This window comes from Streptomyces sp. NPDC048504 (assembly GCF_043200035.1).
Lineage (GTDB): Bacteria > Actinomycetota > Actinomycetes > Streptomycetales > Streptomycetaceae > Streptomyces.
The window spans coordinates 222,799-237,908 of the sequence record NZ_JBICXA010000019.1 but is presented as its reverse complement, the minus strand read 5'-3'; the positions used below and the strand labels follow the sequence as shown (position 1 = coordinate 237,908).

12 protein-coding genes and 2 tRNA genes are annotated in these 15,110 nt (G+C 68.3%); 8 read left to right on the top strand and 6 right to left on the bottom strand.

Translation table 11 applies throughout. From position 1 onward, the window contains the following. Positions 1-4: 4 nt before the first annotated feature. The 3 genes from ehuA (at position 5) to ACGFY9_RS38840 (ending at position 1,934) form a co-directional block, all read left to right on the top strand. Positions 5-781: an ectoine/hydroxyectoine ABC transporter ATP-binding protein EhuA gene (gene ehuA, locus ACGFY9_RS38850; RefSeq protein ID WP_393762260.1), complete on the top strand. Its 777-nt coding sequence runs from the start codon at positions 5-7 to the stop codon at positions 779-781. Between the two features lie 221 nt (positions 782-1,002). Then, entirely contained in the window at positions 1,003-1,761 is a 759-nt protein-coding gene (locus ACGFY9_RS38845) for an IclR family transcriptional regulator (RefSeq protein ID WP_393762258.1), read from the top strand. Between the two features lie 99 nt (positions 1,762-1,860). Next, positions 1,861-1,934: transfer RNA gene (locus ACGFY9_RS38840), tRNA-Lys, on the top strand. A 106-nt stretch (positions 1,935-2,040) separates the two neighbouring features. Here the strand turns inward: ACGFY9_RS38840 and ACGFY9_RS38835 are convergent. The 5 genes from ACGFY9_RS38835 to ACGFY9_RS38815 all read right to left on the bottom strand — a co-directional run bounded on the left by ACGFY9_RS38835 (position 2,041) and on the right by ACGFY9_RS38815 (position 7,494). After that, positions 2,041-3,663, bottom strand: a complete 1,623-nt coding sequence (locus ACGFY9_RS38835) for a long-chain-fatty-acid--CoA ligase (protein ID WP_393762256.1) — start codon at positions 3,661-3,663, stop codon at positions 2,041-2,043. 39 nt (positions 3,664-3,702) lie between these two features. After that, complete coding sequence (locus tag ACGFY9_RS38830; RefSeq protein WP_393762341.1) at positions 3,703-4,158, bottom strand: DUF3592 domain-containing protein; 456 nt, start codon at positions 4,156-4,158, stop codon at positions 3,703-3,705. 92 nt (positions 4,159-4,250) lie between these two features. Continuing rightward, positions 4,251-4,859, bottom strand: a complete 609-nt coding sequence (locus ACGFY9_RS38825; RefSeq protein ID WP_359607708.1) for a lytic polysaccharide monooxygenase auxiliary activity family 9 protein — start codon at positions 4,857-4,859, stop codon at positions 4,251-4,253. A gap of 98 nt (positions 4,860-4,957) precedes the next feature. Continuing rightward, complete coding sequence (locus tag ACGFY9_RS38820; protein ID WP_393762254.1) at positions 4,958-6,085, bottom strand: SPFH domain-containing protein; 1,128 nt, start codon at positions 6,083-6,085, stop codon at positions 4,958-4,960. Between the two features lie 65 nt (positions 6,086-6,150). Continuing rightward, on the bottom strand, positions 6,151-7,494 hold the full coding sequence (locus ACGFY9_RS38815) for a peptidoglycan-binding protein (protein WP_393762252.1): 1,344 nt from the start codon (positions 7,492-7,494) through the stop codon (positions 6,151-6,153). A gap of 178 nt (positions 7,495-7,672) precedes the next feature. Here ACGFY9_RS38815 and ACGFY9_RS38810 point away from each other — a divergent pair. From ACGFY9_RS38810 to ACGFY9_RS38795, 4 genes are all read left to right on the top strand, one after another. After that, positions 7,673-7,746: transfer RNA gene (locus ACGFY9_RS38810), tRNA-Lys, on the top strand. Positions 7,747-7,833: 87 nt separating this feature from the next. Further along, positions 7,834-8,547: a FadR/GntR family transcriptional regulator gene (locus tag ACGFY9_RS38805; protein WP_393762250.1), complete on the top strand. Its 714-nt coding sequence runs from the start codon at positions 7,834-7,836 to the stop codon at positions 8,545-8,547. Positions 8,548-8,862: 315 nt separating this feature from the next. Further along, the gene (locus ACGFY9_RS38800; RefSeq protein ID WP_393762248.1) at positions 8,863-10,860 is read left to right on the top strand and encodes a glycosyltransferase family 2 protein; all 1,998 of its coding nucleotides are present in this window, start codon (positions 8,863-8,865) and stop codon (positions 10,858-10,860) included. Continuing rightward, complete coding sequence (locus tag ACGFY9_RS38795; RefSeq protein WP_393762246.1) at positions 10,857-12,791, top strand: galactose oxidase-like domain-containing protein; 1,935 nt, start codon at positions 10,857-10,859, stop codon at positions 12,789-12,791. The genes ACGFY9_RS38800 and ACGFY9_RS38795 overlap by 4 nt, the downstream gene beginning before the upstream one ends. Before the next feature lie 135 nt (positions 12,792-12,926). On the opposite strand, the gene ACGFY9_RS38790 is transcribed toward ACGFY9_RS38795, so the two are convergent. Continuing rightward, complete coding sequence (locus tag ACGFY9_RS38790) at positions 12,927-13,958, bottom strand: glycoside hydrolase family 6 protein (protein WP_393762244.1); 1,032 nt, start codon at positions 13,956-13,958, stop codon at positions 12,927-12,929. Between the two features lie 177 nt (positions 13,959-14,135). On the opposite strand from ACGFY9_RS38790, the gene ACGFY9_RS38785 reads away from it, so the two are divergent. Beyond that, entirely contained in the window at positions 14,136-14,894 is a 759-nt protein-coding gene (locus ACGFY9_RS38785; RefSeq protein WP_393762242.1) for an ANTAR domain-containing protein, read from the top strand. Positions 14,895-15,110: the final 216 nt, after the last annotated feature.

Below are 15,110 nucleotides of genomic sequence, written 5' to 3'. Positions count from 1 at the left end.
CCTGATGAAAGATCCCGACGCCAACGCCAACCCGCCGGTGGACGGCAGCGAGCTGATCCGGCTCGACCACGTCACCAAGCGCTTCGGGTCCAACACCGTGCTCGACAGCCTCGACTTCTCCGTGGAGTCCGGAAAGCACGTCACCCTGATCGGTCCGTCCGGGTCGGGCAAGACCACGATCCTGCGGCTGTTGATGACCCTGACCAAGCCGGACGAGGGCACGATCACCGTCGACGGGGAACAGCTCTTCCCCGCGCCCGAGAAGCAGATCCGGGAGATCCGCAAGAAGATCGGGATGGTGTTCCAGCAGTTCAACCTGTTCCCGAACATGACCGTGCTGCGCAATGTCACCGAGGCGCCGGTCACCGTCCTGGGCCTGCCCAAGGAGGAGGCGGAGGCACGCGCCCTGGAGCTGCTCGACCTGGTCGGCCTGGCCGACAAGGCCGGCGCCCGCCCGACCCAGCTCTCCGGCGGCCAGCAGCAGCGCGTCGCGATCGCACGGGCGCTGGCGATGCGGCCGCAGGTGCTGCTCCTCGACGAGGTGACCTCCGCGCTCGACCCGGAACTCGTCGCGGGCGTGCTCGACGTCCTGCGGGACATCGCCCGCACCACCGAGATCACCATGCTCTGTGTGACCCACGAGATGAATTTCGCCCGGGATATTTCAGATCAAGTCCTGATGTTCGACGCGGGCAAGGTCATCGAATCGGGCCCGCCGGAGCGGATCTTCGGCGATCCGGAACAACAGCGGACCCGGGAATTCCTCGGCGCCATTCTTTGACATTTATTCAATTACGACACGTGAGCAATCGAACACCCAAGGTCCACGTCACGTGGCATGACAAAGGCATATGCCAAAGGATTCGCGCCGCAGTTCGGAGGCCGTAAGGAGAGCCACATTCTCGCCAACAGCCGCTCCACATCGGCCGTTTGACAGCTATCGTGGAGGGGATTCGCTGTCCGGTATCACGGCCCAAAAAAGCGAGCGCAGGGAGAAACACCGTGGCGCTGATGCACGAGCCGACCGCTCCCTACCACTCGGTACAGGACGCACTGCGCATCCTGGAGACAGTCGCCGGACACTCCACCGGCGTCACGGACACCGAACTCGCCCGTCGCACCGGCCTCGGCACCGAGCGCCTGACGACACTGCTGCGGACCCTGCGCCGCGAGGGCTACGTCGAGCAGCTCACCGACGGCGCCTACATCACCGGCGAGTCCCTGAGCCGGCTCGGCTCCGCGGCCGGCCGGGAGCAGGCGGTGCGCGAACAGATCCAGCGGACCCTGGACCGGCTGCGCGACTCCCTGGGCGCGGCGGTCTACGTCAGCCGGTACGTCGACGGCGAGGTCACGATCACCCAGTACGCGGCCGGGCCCGCCACCCCGGCGGTCAACGAGTGGGTCGACTTCCGGGTCTCCGCGCACGCGACCGCGCTCGGCAAGAGCCTGCTGGGCCAGCTCGACCACAACGGCCGGCGCGACCATCTCGCCCGGCACAGGATGGCCCGCCTCACCTCGCGCACCATCACCAGCGACCGGCTGCTGCTCTCCCGCCTGGAGACCCAGCCGCCGACCGTCCCCCACCTCGACCTCCAGGAGTACGCGGTGGGCACGGTCTGCGCGGCCGTCCCGATCACGGCCGGCGCCTCGGTCGGCTGCCTGGCCCTCTCCCTCCCGGTCGAGCACGCCCACCGCCTGCGCCAGGCGGCGGACACGCTGAACCGTGAAGCGGGGCCGGTGCTGCTCTCCCTGGCCATCTAGCGGCCGCTCCGACCCTGGTCCGAAGCACCCCTCCGGACCAGGTAGTATTTTTCTCGTCGCCCTCCGCGAGACACCGATCCAGCGGAAGGCGTGAGTCATGCGCCGCTAGCTCAGTTGGTTAGAGCAGCTGACTCTTAATCAGCGGGTCCGGGGTTCGAGTCCCTGGCGGCGCACGCTAGCGATGGCGAGGCATGTTCGCAGAAAACGCGAACCAGCCTCGCCATCGCTGTTTTGCACGGCTTCGCCGCGCGCAGTGGGGGCTTCGCCACCCACACCCCCTCAAGCCGGGCCCCTCGTTCCGACGAGAGGCCCTTCGGCGTCCTCGGGGGTGAGTCGTCGGTAGGCCGCCTCCCCCGGCGGCCGCCACCACACCGGATCGGAGCACCGGATCCCCTCCCTCCTGAGCCCCGCCCGATGGATCTTGTTGGTCGCGGTCACCGGCATCCGCTCCACCACCCGCACGAACCGGGGTGCCATCTTCGTCCCCAGATCGGGCTGGGCCAGCAGGAACTCCGCGAAGTCGAGCGGGTCGAAGTGCCCGGCGATCGTCGCCATGACCTGGTCGCCGGTCACCGGGTCCGGTACCGCGTAGACCGCCACGGCGTCGGCGCCCTCGTAGCGGGCGAGGATGTTCTCGATCATCGCGGCGGCGAGGTTCTCGCTGTCGACGCGGAGGCGGTCGTCGGTGCGGCCGGCGAAGTAGAGGTAGCCGTCGGTGTCGCGGTAGAAGAGGTCGCCGGTCCAGTACCAGCCCTCCCGGCGACGTTCCGCGTCCGCCTCCGGGTTGCGCCAGTAGCCCTCGAAGGGGTTGGGGGCGCGGTTCACCAACTCCCCTATCGCATCTTCCCCGTTGAGCAGCCGACCGGCCGAGTCGAAGGCCGCGGGCGGGCATTCGGCGCGCGTCTGCGGATCGAGTACGGCGAGCCCGGGCGCCGCCCGCCCGACCGCCCCGGCCGGTGTCCCCGGCGACCACTGCACCGCCGCCCCGCCCTCCGATGACCCGTACCCCTCCACCAGCCGCACCCCGAACCGCCGCTCGAACGCCGCCGCGTCCACCGCCCCCGCCTCCGTGCCGAAGCCCATCCGCAGCGGGTTGTCCCGGTCGTCGGCCCGTTCGTCGGTGGCCAGGATGTACTGAACGGCACGGCCGACATAGGTGAAGTACGTCGCCCCGTACGCCCGTACGTCGTCCAGGAACCGCGACGCCGAGAACCGCCGACGCAGCGCCACGCCCGCTCCGGCCGCCAACGCCGGTGCCCAGTCGGCGATCACCGCGTTGCCGTGGAACATCGGCATGCAGATGTAGTGCACGTCGTCCGGGAGGACCTTGAAGTTGTCGACCAGTGACTGTCCGGCGGCGGCCAGTCGGCCCTGGGTGCAGATCGCGGCCTTCGGGGCACCGGTGGAACCGGAGGTGAAGTAGAGCAGGACGCGGTCGTCGGGGGTGGCGCGGGAGAAGGCGGAAGGGCGTGCGTCCGCGTACGGGGCGAGAAGGTCGTCGTAGGCCTGAGTGTCCGTCACCAAGAGCCGTACGCCGGGGAGTTGGAGGCCGTCGAGGAGCGGCAGGTGGGCGTGCTCGGTTACCAGGAAACGGCACTCGGTGTGCAGGATGTCGCGGGCCAGTTCGGGGCCGCGGCGGGTGGGGTTGATACCGGCGACGGCCGCGCCCGCGAGAGCCGCCGCGCTCAACCACAGGGGATATTCGGGGGTGTTGTCGAGCAGCACGCCGACATGGGGTGCGGCGGCCCGCGGCAACAGGTCGGCCAGCAGCGCCGCTCTGGCCGCCGCGCCGGCCGCCATCTCGTGGTGGGTGAGCACCTGTTGCCCGCACCACAGCCCGGGGCGGTGGTCGCCCCACCGTGCCTGCACGAGTTCCGCGACGGTACGCCTCCTGGACTCCATGGGGGCGCAGGGTAGTTGACGTGCCGTCAGATATGGAGACTACGAGCCCATGAAGTCGAACATCTTGTGGGCCACGAGGATGAAGACGACACAGAAGGCGACGACCACGCCGAAGAACACCAGCGCGCAACCCGCACCCGCCGCGAGCTTCCCGCGGGACGGGGCGTGGGCGGTGGCCCGCTCGGGGTGATCGGCCGTGTAGTGCACGGTGACGATGTCGCCCTCCAGGGTCGTCCCCGGCCCGTTCCGCTCCTCGAACCTGACCGTGCGGCCCTCGCGGGTCGTGAACTCGTAGACGTGGTGCAGCGTCGTCGACACCATGGTGTCCCCGGCGCCGCCGCTGGTCGTCGTGTACGTCCGCAGACAGCGGGCCTCGGCCGTGAGCCCGCTGCTCCAGGCGCTGTTGACCTGGCGCGAGCGGCGGATCACGCCGGTGGCGGCGAAGACGACGATGCCGATGATGAGCAGTGGCGCGATGTAGAACAGCGCTTCCATGGTGTCCCCCGAGGTCAAGTACCGCTTGGTGGAGGGAACCTACCCCCGGGGGATGCCGGACTGTCTCAAGCAATGCTCAGAACCTCACGCCCTCAGAACGTGACGTCATCGCAGGAGTAGAACGCGTTGGTCGTGTCCGCGATCGTCCACACCGCGACGATCACATGGTGGCCGGAGAGACCGGACGGGAGCGTGCCGGTGTGGGAGATGGTGGACGACGAGGGGCGCTGACCGTTGTAGGGGACGGTGAGGAACGGGGTGGTGTTGAGGTCCGAGCGGGCCAGGTTGTGGTTCTGGTTCCAACCCGCCTTGGTGACGTAGTACTTGAAGTCCGTCGTCGCGTGTATCGCCGTGAACTGCCAGCGGAACGTGTACGACTGACCACCCGTCACCTTGGTCGTCGGCCACGCGGCGCCCGACGGGGTCTTCGGTGCGCTGAGTTGGGCGAAGCGGCTGATTCCGCCGTTGCAGATCTGGCCGTCGGCGGGGCCGGCCGCCGGGAAGCCCTTGGGGCCCTCGACGCTCTGCGGCTCGTACTGGATGTCACCGCAGTTCGTCACCGTGCCGTTGGCACAGAGCTTCTGCCTGCTGATGGGGAGGTCGGTGTAGCCGTGGCTGCTCGCGGCCCCGGACGAGAGCACGATGGCCCCGGCCGTGGTGAGCCCGAGCACGCCCGCGTACCACTTGGTCTTTTTGCGCATGCTGCCGCTCCTGGAGAACGTGTGGGGAAGTTCCGTGAGCCGTGCAGGTCTAGACCAAGTCCCAGATTATTGCCCTTACTTGACCGTGTCCATACCGCTCACGGCGCCGATTCCCCCCGCCCGGAGCAGAACGCGACCGTCAAGTCCTTCACCAGCGCCCTGCGTTCGTAGTCGTCCAGCTCCACCAGACCCCGCATGGTCAGCCGCGTCACCGTGTCCTCCACGGAGTCGACCACCGACGTGAGCATCGTCGCCCGCTGCTGCGCGTCCAGCGCGGCGATACGGCGGCGGGTCATCGCCGCGGCGACCTCCGGGGCGTACTCCACGCGGACCGGCCGCACCGAGAACACCTCGATGCCGACCGGCGCCGAGTCCGCCGCGACCAGCCGGGTCAGCGCGTCGACGGCGAGGTCGGCCGCGCCCTTCGCGCCCCCGCCCGGCGGCTCCACCGGCACCCGGGCCAGCGCCGCCTCCACGCACTCGCGCAGATACGTCTCGTGGTCCTCCACCCCGAGTGTGGCCCGCGCGGTGTCCCGCACCCGCCACACCACGAGCGTCACGACCCGCAGCGCGACCCCGTTCGCGTCGGCCCCCGGCATCGGCGCGCTGCGCCAGTGCCGCAGCCGTACGTCGACGCGGCGGCGCAGCAGCAACGGGTTGACCCACATCAGCCCGGTGCGCCGGACGGTCCCCCGGTAGCGGCCGAACAGGCCGAGCACCCAGGCCCGTCCGGTACGGCCCCGGGCCAGACCTCCGAAGCCGAACAGACCCAGCGCACCGGCCCCGGCGTACGCGGCCCACTGCGCGGGACCGAGTCCGGCACCGGCGTAGAACGGCAGTCGTAGCGCCTCCGTCGCGAGTGGGGGCAGGACGCCCGCCCACCACGAGGTGGCGAGGCAGCCGGCCAGGCCGCAGGAACCGGCGAGCACGCCCGCCGAGCCGGGCAGGACCCGGGCGGGGCGCTCCACCAGGTCGGGGTCGACCTCCGGTGCCGGGCGCGGCTTGGCCGGGACCGGGCGGCGGAAGCGGGGCTGCTCGCCGGTGCCCTGCCGGCGCGCCACGACGGCGGGCCTGAGCGGCACCGAGACCGGGTCGGGGTCGTCGCGGAACAGCAGGTGGACGGGGATCTCGGTGGTCGCCTCGTTCTGGATGAGCCGCGCGGGACGGGTCTGTCCCTCGGGCGGCCCCTCGTTCTCGGGCGTCTGTGAAGTGGTCGTCGTACTCATAGGTGCCTCCAGCCTCCGCGCCAGATGCGTCACAACGGGTGGGGATGAGCGTGGTTGTGCGTCGGTTACGAGAAGAGGCGGCGCCAGGTCTCCGGGCCCGGGTAGCCGTCGGCCGCGCCGCCGCGCCAGCCCTGGGCGCGCTGGAAGGCCTCGACGTTGCGCCGGTCCGGCTCGCCCCAGCGCGGTCCCGGGCCGGTCGTGTAGTACTTGCCGAAACCTTTCTTGACCAGCTGCTTTCCGAGCTGGGTGACGTACTTGTTGTTCGCGCCGAGGCGGAACACGGCCTTGCCCGGATAGCCGGGGACGCCGTGGGAAGAGGGTGCCGGCGGGCCCGCCGCTCCCACCGCCGCGCCGCCCACGTTCTTGCCCTTGCCGGTGACGAGCAGCTGCCAGGTCTGCGGGCCGGGCAGGCCGTCCGCGTCCGCGCCGGTCCAGCCCTGAGCGAGCTGGAACGCCTGGGTGGCCCGCCGGTCCGCGTCCGACCAGCGCGGGCCCGGACCCGAGGTGTAGTACGAGCCGGCGCCCCGGGCGACGAGCATCGTGCCGAGCTGGGTGACGTACTTGTTGTTGGCGCCGGGGCCGAAAGACGACGCTCCCGGGTACGGCGTGTTCGCCTTGCCCGCGTCCACCGGGGTCACCGGAACCACGGGTGTCACCCCTTCCGTACCGCCCGTCACGCCCTTGTAGCGGTAGGGGACATAGCTGTCCGAGTGGCTCCAGTACGCGTACGGCGTGGACTGGCGGCGGGCGTGCGAGGGGGTCTCCTCCAGGGCGATGTAGTAGGTGTGCGTGTAGTCGGTCCAGCCGCCGAAAATGACGACGTGCGAGCCTTTCTCGGGGTTCGCGAGATTGTGGAACAGGAGAATGTCGCCGGGCTCAAGTTCGTCCTTGGAAATCCGCACCCCGTACTGGTCGAGACTGCCGGTCCATTCGTTCCCCGGCAGGCCCCAGGCCATCGAGACGAACCCCGAGCAGTCCTGCCGGTAACCGTCCGACCAGTACGCGTTCATGCTGTACGGCACCTGGGCCGCGATCCAGGTCTTGGCCCGGTTGATGATCTCCGCGCGGGTGGTCGTGGGCGCCTTGACCGCACCGGCCGGCTTCGCCGGTTTCCCGCTCGGGCCGTGCAGCGGGGCCTTGCTCCCCTGCGGGGTCGCGGGCTCGTCACCCGTGTCACCTGCGGGAACGCCGGGGCGAGCCGAAGTGTGGGGAGCGGCCGCGGCCGGTACGGCGTGCCCGGCGGCGAGGGCGGTGGACGCCGCGGCCGCCACGAAGAGGACCCGCTGGGCTGCGGGGTGGCCGCCGGTGCGGCCGGTCGGGGAATTCGGCCGGCGGCGCCGCCGGTCAGCACATCCGGGGCAGTCGCAATCGCTCGCGGGATCGAATTCCTCGAATACCGGAGTCTCCATGCGATGCCCCTCACACTCCAGGTGGAAATATCCGCGCTCGTGCACATCAGCCAGTTTCTCAACTGTCTTCCGGACTCGCATGTTGACGGTCCGAATGATGTACACGGGCCCACTGGGACCCGCCCGGGGGTGGTCGGGAGCACCCCGCAGCATCCGGTAGAGTTGTGCAGGTCAACACGCGCCGCTAGCTCAGTTGGTTAGAGCAGCTGACTCTTAATCAGCGGGTCCGGGGTTCGAGTCCCTGGCGGCGCACAGACAGCAAGGCCCTCCGCTCTGCGGGGGGCTTTTTGCATGGGCGGAACACAGCTCGCCCCCCGTTTGGCCGGATACCCTCTGGCCATGACAGCCCGTGACCTGCAGGAGCGGATCAAGAAGCTCATCCTCGACCGTCGGCTGTCCTCCGGGGCTCCGCTGCCGACCGAGCCCGAGCTGATGGTGTTTCTGGGGGCGAGCCGGAACTCGGTGCGCGAGGCGCTCAAGGCGCTGCAGGCGATGGGGATCGTCGAGATCCGGCACGGGTTCGGGACGTACGTCGGCCCGATGTCGCTCGCGCCGATGGTCGAGGGGCTCGCGTTCCGTACCGTCGTCGGGCACTACCGCGGCGAGGACAGCCTGCTGCAGCTGCTCGAACTGCGGGAGGCGGTGGAGTCGGGGCTCGTCGCCCGGCTCGCGGGGCGGCTGCCGGAGCGGGATCTCGTCGAACTCGACGCGCTGGTACGGCAGATGGAGCGGGAGGCCGCCGAGGGCGTGGGGCTCGCGGCCACCGATCGCGCCTTTCACGCCACGCTCTACCGGGGGCTGGACAACGCGCTGCTGAGCGAGGTCCTGGAGGCGTTCTGGGACGCCTTCCACCGCGTCCACACCGATCTCGCGGCCGGCCCGCAGGACCCCGGGGTCACCTGCCGCCAGCACCGGGCGATCCTCGACGCGGTCCGGTCCGGGGATGCGAAACGTGCCGAGAACGCCATAAGAGAGCACTTCGACAATGTGCGCACAAGACTGTCCACAACGGCTCCACATGATCCCCACACGCGCCCCAATGAACGCGTATGACCGGTAAACACCGCGTTTCGTGTCTTGCGATCAAGATGAGCACCGTAGAACCCTGGTTTTGAAGATGCTGTCGGTACACGGCAGTTGAGGGGGTAAGGAACCGGTTGCGCGGTTTCGCGGGGAGGAGGGGCCCCGCCCTGGAACAGATGTCGGAGGGGGCATCGCGCAACCGGACGGTCGCAGTCGCACATCTCTGCCAGTGGACTGTGTGGTCACCGCGGCCATCACTGACACGCCCGTCGAGGGTCGAGGGGGACGCCGGCGGGCGGCCGAGACAAACAGACACGCGCGTTTTCGCGTGTGGGGGGATGACTCATGACGTCGACGCCGACGGGCGCCCGGCACGACCTCGACCCGTCACAGACACAGACCACCGAACTCAGAGTCCCGGGACACCGGACCGGCAGCTTCCGCCGGATCAAGAGCACACTTCCGAGATACGACTACGAGCACTACAGCCGCCTGGCGGGACCCCTCACACAGCCCGATCCGGGCAAGCCGTACAGGGTCCAGTACCGGTCGCTGCTGTCCCAGGAGACGCACCGCCTGCGCGCCGCCCTCATGCTGAGCGCGGCGCCGCTGCTGTCCCTGGTCCTGCTCGGCTGGCTGATGCAGCCCGAGCACTGGACCCAACGCGACTATCCCGCCTACGACTTCCTGCCCGCGCTGGACATCGTGATGCTGGTCGCGATCGGCCTGATCGAGTTCTTCCGCTGCATGAACGTGCTGTCCAACGCGCACGCCACGCTGGTCGCCCGCGACCCGGTCCCGGTGGTGCCGCAGACCGGCACGAGAGTCGCGTTCATCACGACGTTCGTGCCCGGCAAGGAACCCCTGGAGATGGTCACCAAGACCTTGGAGGCGGCCGTACGGCTGCGCCACCGGGGGCTTCTTCACGTGTGGCTCCTCGACGAGGGCGACGACCCCGAGGTCAAGGCCGTCTGCGGGCGGCTCGGCGTACACCACTTCACCCGCAAGGGAGTTGAGCGCTGGAACCAGCCCAAGGGCGCGCACCGGGCGAAGACCAAGCACGGCAACTACAACGCCTGGCTGGAGGCGCACGGCGACGAGTACGACTACTTCGCCTCCGTCGACACCGACCACGTGCCACTGCCCAACTACCTGGAGCGGATGCTCGGCTTCTTCCGCGACCCCGACGTCGGATTCGTCATCGGCCCCCAGGTGTACGGCAATTACGAGGGCCCGGTCACCAAGGCCGCCGAGTCGCAGCAGTTCCTCTTCCACGCCCTGATCCAGCGCGCCGGCAACCGCTACGGCTCGCCGATGTTCGTCGGCACGTCAAACGCCGTACGGATCAAGGCACTTCAGCAGATCGGCGGCCTGTACGACTCGATCACCGAGGACATGGCCACCGGCTTCGAGATGCACCGGGCCAAGAACCCGGTCACCGGGAAGAAGTGGAAGTCGGTCTACACGCCGGACGTGCTCGCGGTCGGCGAAGGGCCCAGCGCCTGGACCGACTTCTTCACGCAGCAGCTCCGGTGGTCGCGGGGGACGTACGAGACGATTCTCAAGCAGTACTGGAAGGGCTTCTTCTCGATGCCTCCGGGGAAGTTCTTCAACTACACGATGATGATCATCTTCTACCCGATGTCGGCGCTCAACTGGATACTGGCGGCGCTGAGTTGTGCGCTGTTCCTGGGTATGGGCGCCTCGGGTGTCAACATCGACCCGACGGTGTGGCTGATGCTGTACGGCAACGCGTCCGCACTGCAGATCGGGCTGTACATCTGGAACCGGCGGCACAACGTCTCCCCGCACGAGCCGGAGGGGTCGGGCGGGGTCGCGGGCATGGTGATGTCGGCACTGTCGGCGCCGATATACGCCCGCTCGCTGCTGGACGCCGTACTGCGCCGCAAGAGCAGGTTCGTGGTCACGCCCAAGGGCGATTCGGCCAGCCCCGACACGCTGTTCGGGACGTTCCGGGTGCACTGGTTCTTCATCCTGGTCTTCGCCGGGTCGCTGATGGCCGGGTTCGAGAACGGGCACTCCCATCCGGCGATGATCACCTGGGCCACGGTCGCCCTGCTGATCACCGCGTCGCCGATCCTGGCGTGGCGGTACATGCTGCGGCAGGAGAAGAAGCGGCCGGTTGTCCTCCCGGCCGTCGAGCCGCAGGACGCCGTGCCGCCGCCACAGCCGGTGCCGGCCGCGCATGCCCCTCACGCGTCGCATGGGCCGCGGCAGAAGCCCAGTTGGGTGGCGTCGGGCACGGGAACGGGCACGGACAGCGGTGGTGGCGAGCAGACCATGCAGATCGCGCTCGGTGGGCTGGGGGGTCGTGAGGAATGAAGGAAGCCGGCCGGCGCCGTGCCCGTCGACTCGCGATCAGCACGGTGGTCGTACTCGCCCTGGCCGGGATGAACGGGCCCTGGCTGTACAGATTCGGGACCGAGAGATACCACCAGTACGTCATCAACAAGCCCGAGTACAAAGCGGAGAACGGGCATTGGGACATCATCCAGTTCCCCAAGGAGTACCGGCAGGACACCATTCACGCGGTGCTGCTGCACACCGGGAAGGTGCTGCTCGTCGCGGGCTCGGGGAACAACCAGGACAACTTCAACGCGAAGAAGTTCGAGTCGCGGATCTGGGACCCGGTGAAGGGGACCGTCAAGAAGATCCCGACTCCCGCCGATCTGTTCTGCACCGGACACACCCAGCTCGCCAACGGGAACATCCTCATCGCGGGCGGCACCAAGAAGTACGAGAAGCTGAAGGGTGACGTCAAGAAGGCCGGCGGGGTCATGATTCTCTACAACGAGAATCCCGACAAGCCGATGACGCTGCCCCAGGGCACGAAGTTCACGGGCAAGGCGAACGGCAAGTCGTTCGTGTCGACGGATTCGGTGCTGATCCCGCGCGCGACCAAGGTGTTCGACAAGAGCACCGGCAAGTTCTTGCGGAACAACCCCGGTTACGCCCGGGTCGTCGTCGAGGCGCCGAAGGAGGGCACCCAGTACGAGACCGGGACCCAGGACAACTACCGCATCCAGGGGTTGACCGGTGCCGATGAGCGCAACACGTATGGCATCGGGAACAAGTTCGGGCTGGACAAGCGGGACTTCGAGGGGATCAAGAACGCGTACGAGTTCGATCCGGTCGCCGAGAAGTACATCAAGGTCGATCCGATGAACGAGGCTCGGTGGTATCCGACGCTGACGACGTTGAGCGATGGGAAGGTGCTCAGTGTCTCCGGGCTCGATGACATCGGGCAGTTGGTGCCGGGGAAGAACGAGATCTTCGATCCGGCGACGAAGAAGTGGACGTACACGTCGACCAAGCGGCAGTTCCCCACGTATCCGGCGCTGTTCCTGATGGAGAACGGGAAGTTGTTCTACTCGGGGTCCAACGCGGGGTACGGGCCGGACAACGTGGGGCGGGATCCGGGTATTTGGGACGTCGACACCAACACGTTCACCAAGGTGCCGGGGCTCAGTGATCCGAACATGTTGGAGACCTCGGCGACTGTGTTGTTGGCGCCGGCTCAGGACGAGAAGTACATGGTGATCGGGGGTGGGGGTGTTGGTGAGTCGAAGTTGTCCACCAACAAGACCCGGCTCGTTGATCTGAAGGACCCCGATCCCAAGTTCGTGGACGGGCCCTCCCTGGAGAAGGGGACCCGGTATCCGCAGACCTCGATCCTGCCCGATGACACGGTGCTCGTGTCGGGTGGGTCCGAGGATTACCGGGGGCGCGGCGAGTCGGACATTCTGCAGGCTCGGCTCTACCACCCGGACACGAACAGTTTCGAGGAGGTCGCCGATCCGCTGGTGGGGCGGAACTATCACTCCGGGTCGATTCTGTTGCCGGACGGGCGGGTGATGTTCTTCGGGTCCAATCCGTTGTATGCGGACAAGGCGGACACGAAGCCGGGGGTTTTTGAGCAGCGGATCGAGATGTACACGCCGCCGTATCTTTACCGGGATTCTCGGCCGGATCTTTCCGGGGGGCCGGAGTCCATTGCTCGGGGGGCTTCGGGGACGTTCACCTCGGAGCATGCTTCTTCGATCAAGAAGGTGCGGTTGATTCGGCCCAGTGCGTCCACGCATGTCACGGATGTTGATCAGCGGTCTGTCGCGCTGGACTTCAAGACGGCGGGGGACAAGGTCACGGTGACTGTGCCGAAGGATCGGAACTTGGTGCAGTCGGGGTGGTACATGCTGTTTGTGGATGACGATCAGGGGACGCCGAGTAAGGCGGTGTGGGTGAAAGTGCCGTAGCGCTCCCGCAGGTATGTGTTGTGGGTGCGGGAGCGCTGTGGCTGGTCGCGCAGTTCCCCGCGCCCCTAAAAACAGGGGCGCTGTGGCTGGTCGCGCCCACGCGGCGGAGCCGCAAATCGATACAGCCCCGCGCCCCTAGGGGGTTGAGGCCTTGGCCAGCTTCAGAGCGTAGGTTGGCCACCAATCGCCCGCCTTGGGGCCGCCCTTGCAGGTGCCGTCCGACTCTCCGGGGCGTTTGATCCACAGGTAGGCGTCCACCAGCGGATCTGCGGTTTTCGTTGTCGGGGTTTCACCCAAGGCCCGGCCTGGGGGGTTGCACCAGTTCTCGTCTGTGTCGCCGTCCGTATACGGTCCCTTGCCGTTGCGGCTGGTGTCGATGACGAAGTGTTTGTCGGCGGTCTTTGCCGAGAGTTGTTTGCCGTAGGCGATGGAGTCCTGGGTGGAGTAGAAGTTGGAGACGTTGACAGCGAAGCCGTCGGCTTTGGTGATGCCTGCTCGTTGGAGGGGCTGGTAGATCTCGTCGGGGTGGCCCCAGCCCGCGTTTCCGGCGTCCAGGTAGACCTTCGTGTTCTTCAAGGACTTGAGCTTGGTGATCGCGTAGGCGAGCAGGTCGTAGCGTTCCGCCTGGAATTGGGCGGGGGTGCAGCCGTCCACCAGGTGGAGGACCGCGTCCGGTTCCAGGATCACCGTCGCCGAGCGGGTCGCGATGCCCTCGGCCACCGCGTCGATCCAGGCGCGGTAGGAGTCGCCGTCGCCCGCTCCGCCCTGGGAGTACTGGCCGCAGTCGCGGTGCGGGATGTTGTAGAGGACCAGGAGCGCGGTGCGGCCGGCCTGGTCGGCGGCCTCGGTGAAGCCCTGGGCCTCCGCCTTCGGGTTCTCCGCGCCGATCCACTCGCCGGTGGGTTGTCCGGCGATCTTTCTGATCTGCTCGGCTTCCGCCGTCTTGCCCGCCTTGACGTAAGTGGCCAGCTGGCGGGCCGCGTTGGTGTCCGGGTTGACCCAGATCGGGTCGGCTCCCTCGGGCTGTTGGGTGATCTTCGCGTTCACGTCGGGTTTCTTGTCTCCGTCCCCCGAGGAGGAGCACCCCGCCATCAGCAGCGCCGCCCCCAGGACCAGCGCCGACGTCCGTGTGCCGAAGGAGACCGGGGTCCCCTGGCTGCCGTACATCCAACTCCCCCTTGGCTGTACCGATCCAAGGGTCAATCGTGACATACGTGGCGTGCCGCCCACGAGAACGCCAGGGGTGTTGTCGGCGGGCTGTTACACCTCCGCCCCTGTGGGTAGGTGCGCGGCCTAGGGTCTGCCCGGCGCGCTCGGTTCCGGGGCAGGGAGAAGGTGGCCGTCATGCACCACACGCCCCGGGAGGGCCGGTTCGCCGCGGCGCTGCTGGAGGCCGCCGACACCCTGACGGAGACCTTCGACACCGAGGACCATCTGCGGCGGCTGGCCGATCATTGTGTGGAGCTGTTGTCCCCCTGGGCTGCCGGGATTGTGTTGATCGACGGTGGTGAGGCGGTGGCGCTGGGCGGGAGCACGTGCGGTGGCCGGGAGGAGGTCGCCCTCGAACTGCTGGCCGCCCAGCGCAACGGCGGGCCCTGTCTGGAGAGCTACGGCTCCGGGCGGCCCGTGCCACCGGTGTCGATCAGTGCGGCTCACGCGGCCGCCCGCTGGCCGGAGTTCACCGAACGGGCCCTGCGGCACGGCGTCGCGGCGACCTTCGCGGTGCCGGTGCGGTGGCGGGGCACCCTGTTCGGCGCGCTCAACGTGTTCGCGCCGGCGCTGCCCGACTGCGCCTCGGACAGCTGGCGTTCGGAGCTGGTGATGGCGCAGGCGCTCGCCGACGCCGCCGGTCTGGGGCTGGCGAATCACCGCGCGTACGCCCAATCCCGTTGCCTGGCGGGGCAGTTGCAGGAGGCGTTGTCGAGCCGGGTGCGGATCGAGCAGGCCAAGGGGATGCTCGCCGAGCGCTGGCAGGTCGGTACCGACGAGGCGTTCATCGCGCTGCGCGGGCATGCGCGGCGGCGTCGGACGCCGCTGGACCGGGTCGCGCGGGCGGTGATCGAGGGGGCCGTGGACGACACCGAACTGCGCCCGAGCCCGTAGATCCGTAGACCTGTAAGGGACTTGTCCGTGGTTCCGTGCGGGACTTGGCGGATCAATAGTGACCAGCGCATATGACAGCGAGCGACCGCTGTGGGACATGGCGTTATTCGCCCTCTAGGCCCGGACGCTCATTCGCTCTAGAGTCATTCCCAACGGCCCCGGCCCCCGGCCAAGCGCACACCTTCCACCACTGGTTTTCCAGACCTCCCGCGCCGT

Coding starts and splice junctions, on each gene's coding strand:
- ACGFY9_RS38800 (WP_393762248.1), top strand. CDS start 8,863: ATGACGTCGACGCCGACGGGCGCCCGGCACGACCTCGACCCGTCACAG.
- ACGFY9_RS38805 (WP_393762250.1), top strand. CDS start 7,834: ATGACAGCCCGTGACCTGCAGGAGCGGATCAAGAAGCTCATCCTCGAC.
- ACGFY9_RS38790 (WP_393762244.1), bottom strand. CDS start 13,958: ATGTACGGCAGCCAGGGGACCCCGGTCTCCTTCGGCACACGGACGTCG.
- ACGFY9_RS38820 (WP_393762254.1), bottom strand. CDS start 6,085: ATGAGTACGACGACCACTTCACAGACGCCCGAGAACGAGGGGCCGCCC.
- ACGFY9_RS38825 (WP_359607708.1), bottom strand. CDS start 4,859: ATGCGCAAAAAGACCAAGTGGTACGCGGGCGTGCTCGGGCTCACCACG.
- ACGFY9_RS38785 (WP_393762242.1), top strand. CDS start 14,136: ATGCACCACACGCCCCGGGAGGGCCGGTTCGCCGCGGCGCTGCTGGAG.
- ACGFY9_RS38835 (WP_393762256.1), bottom strand. CDS start 3,663: ATGGAGTCCAGGAGGCGTACCGTCGCGGAACTCGTGCAGGCACGGTGG.
- ehuA (WP_393762260.1), top strand. CDS start 5: ATGAAAGATCCCGACGCCAACGCCAACCCGCCGGTGGACGGCAGCGAG.
- ACGFY9_RS38795 (WP_393762246.1), top strand. CDS start 10,857: ATGAAGGAAGCCGGCCGGCGCCGTGCCCGTCGACTCGCGATCAGCACG.
- ACGFY9_RS38830 (WP_393762341.1), bottom strand. CDS start 4,158: ATGGAAGCGCTGTTCTACATCGCGCCACTGCTCATCATCGGCATCGTC.
- ACGFY9_RS38815 (WP_393762252.1), bottom strand. CDS start 7,494: ATGGAGACTCCGGTATTCGAGGAATTCGATCCCGCGAGCGATTGCGAC.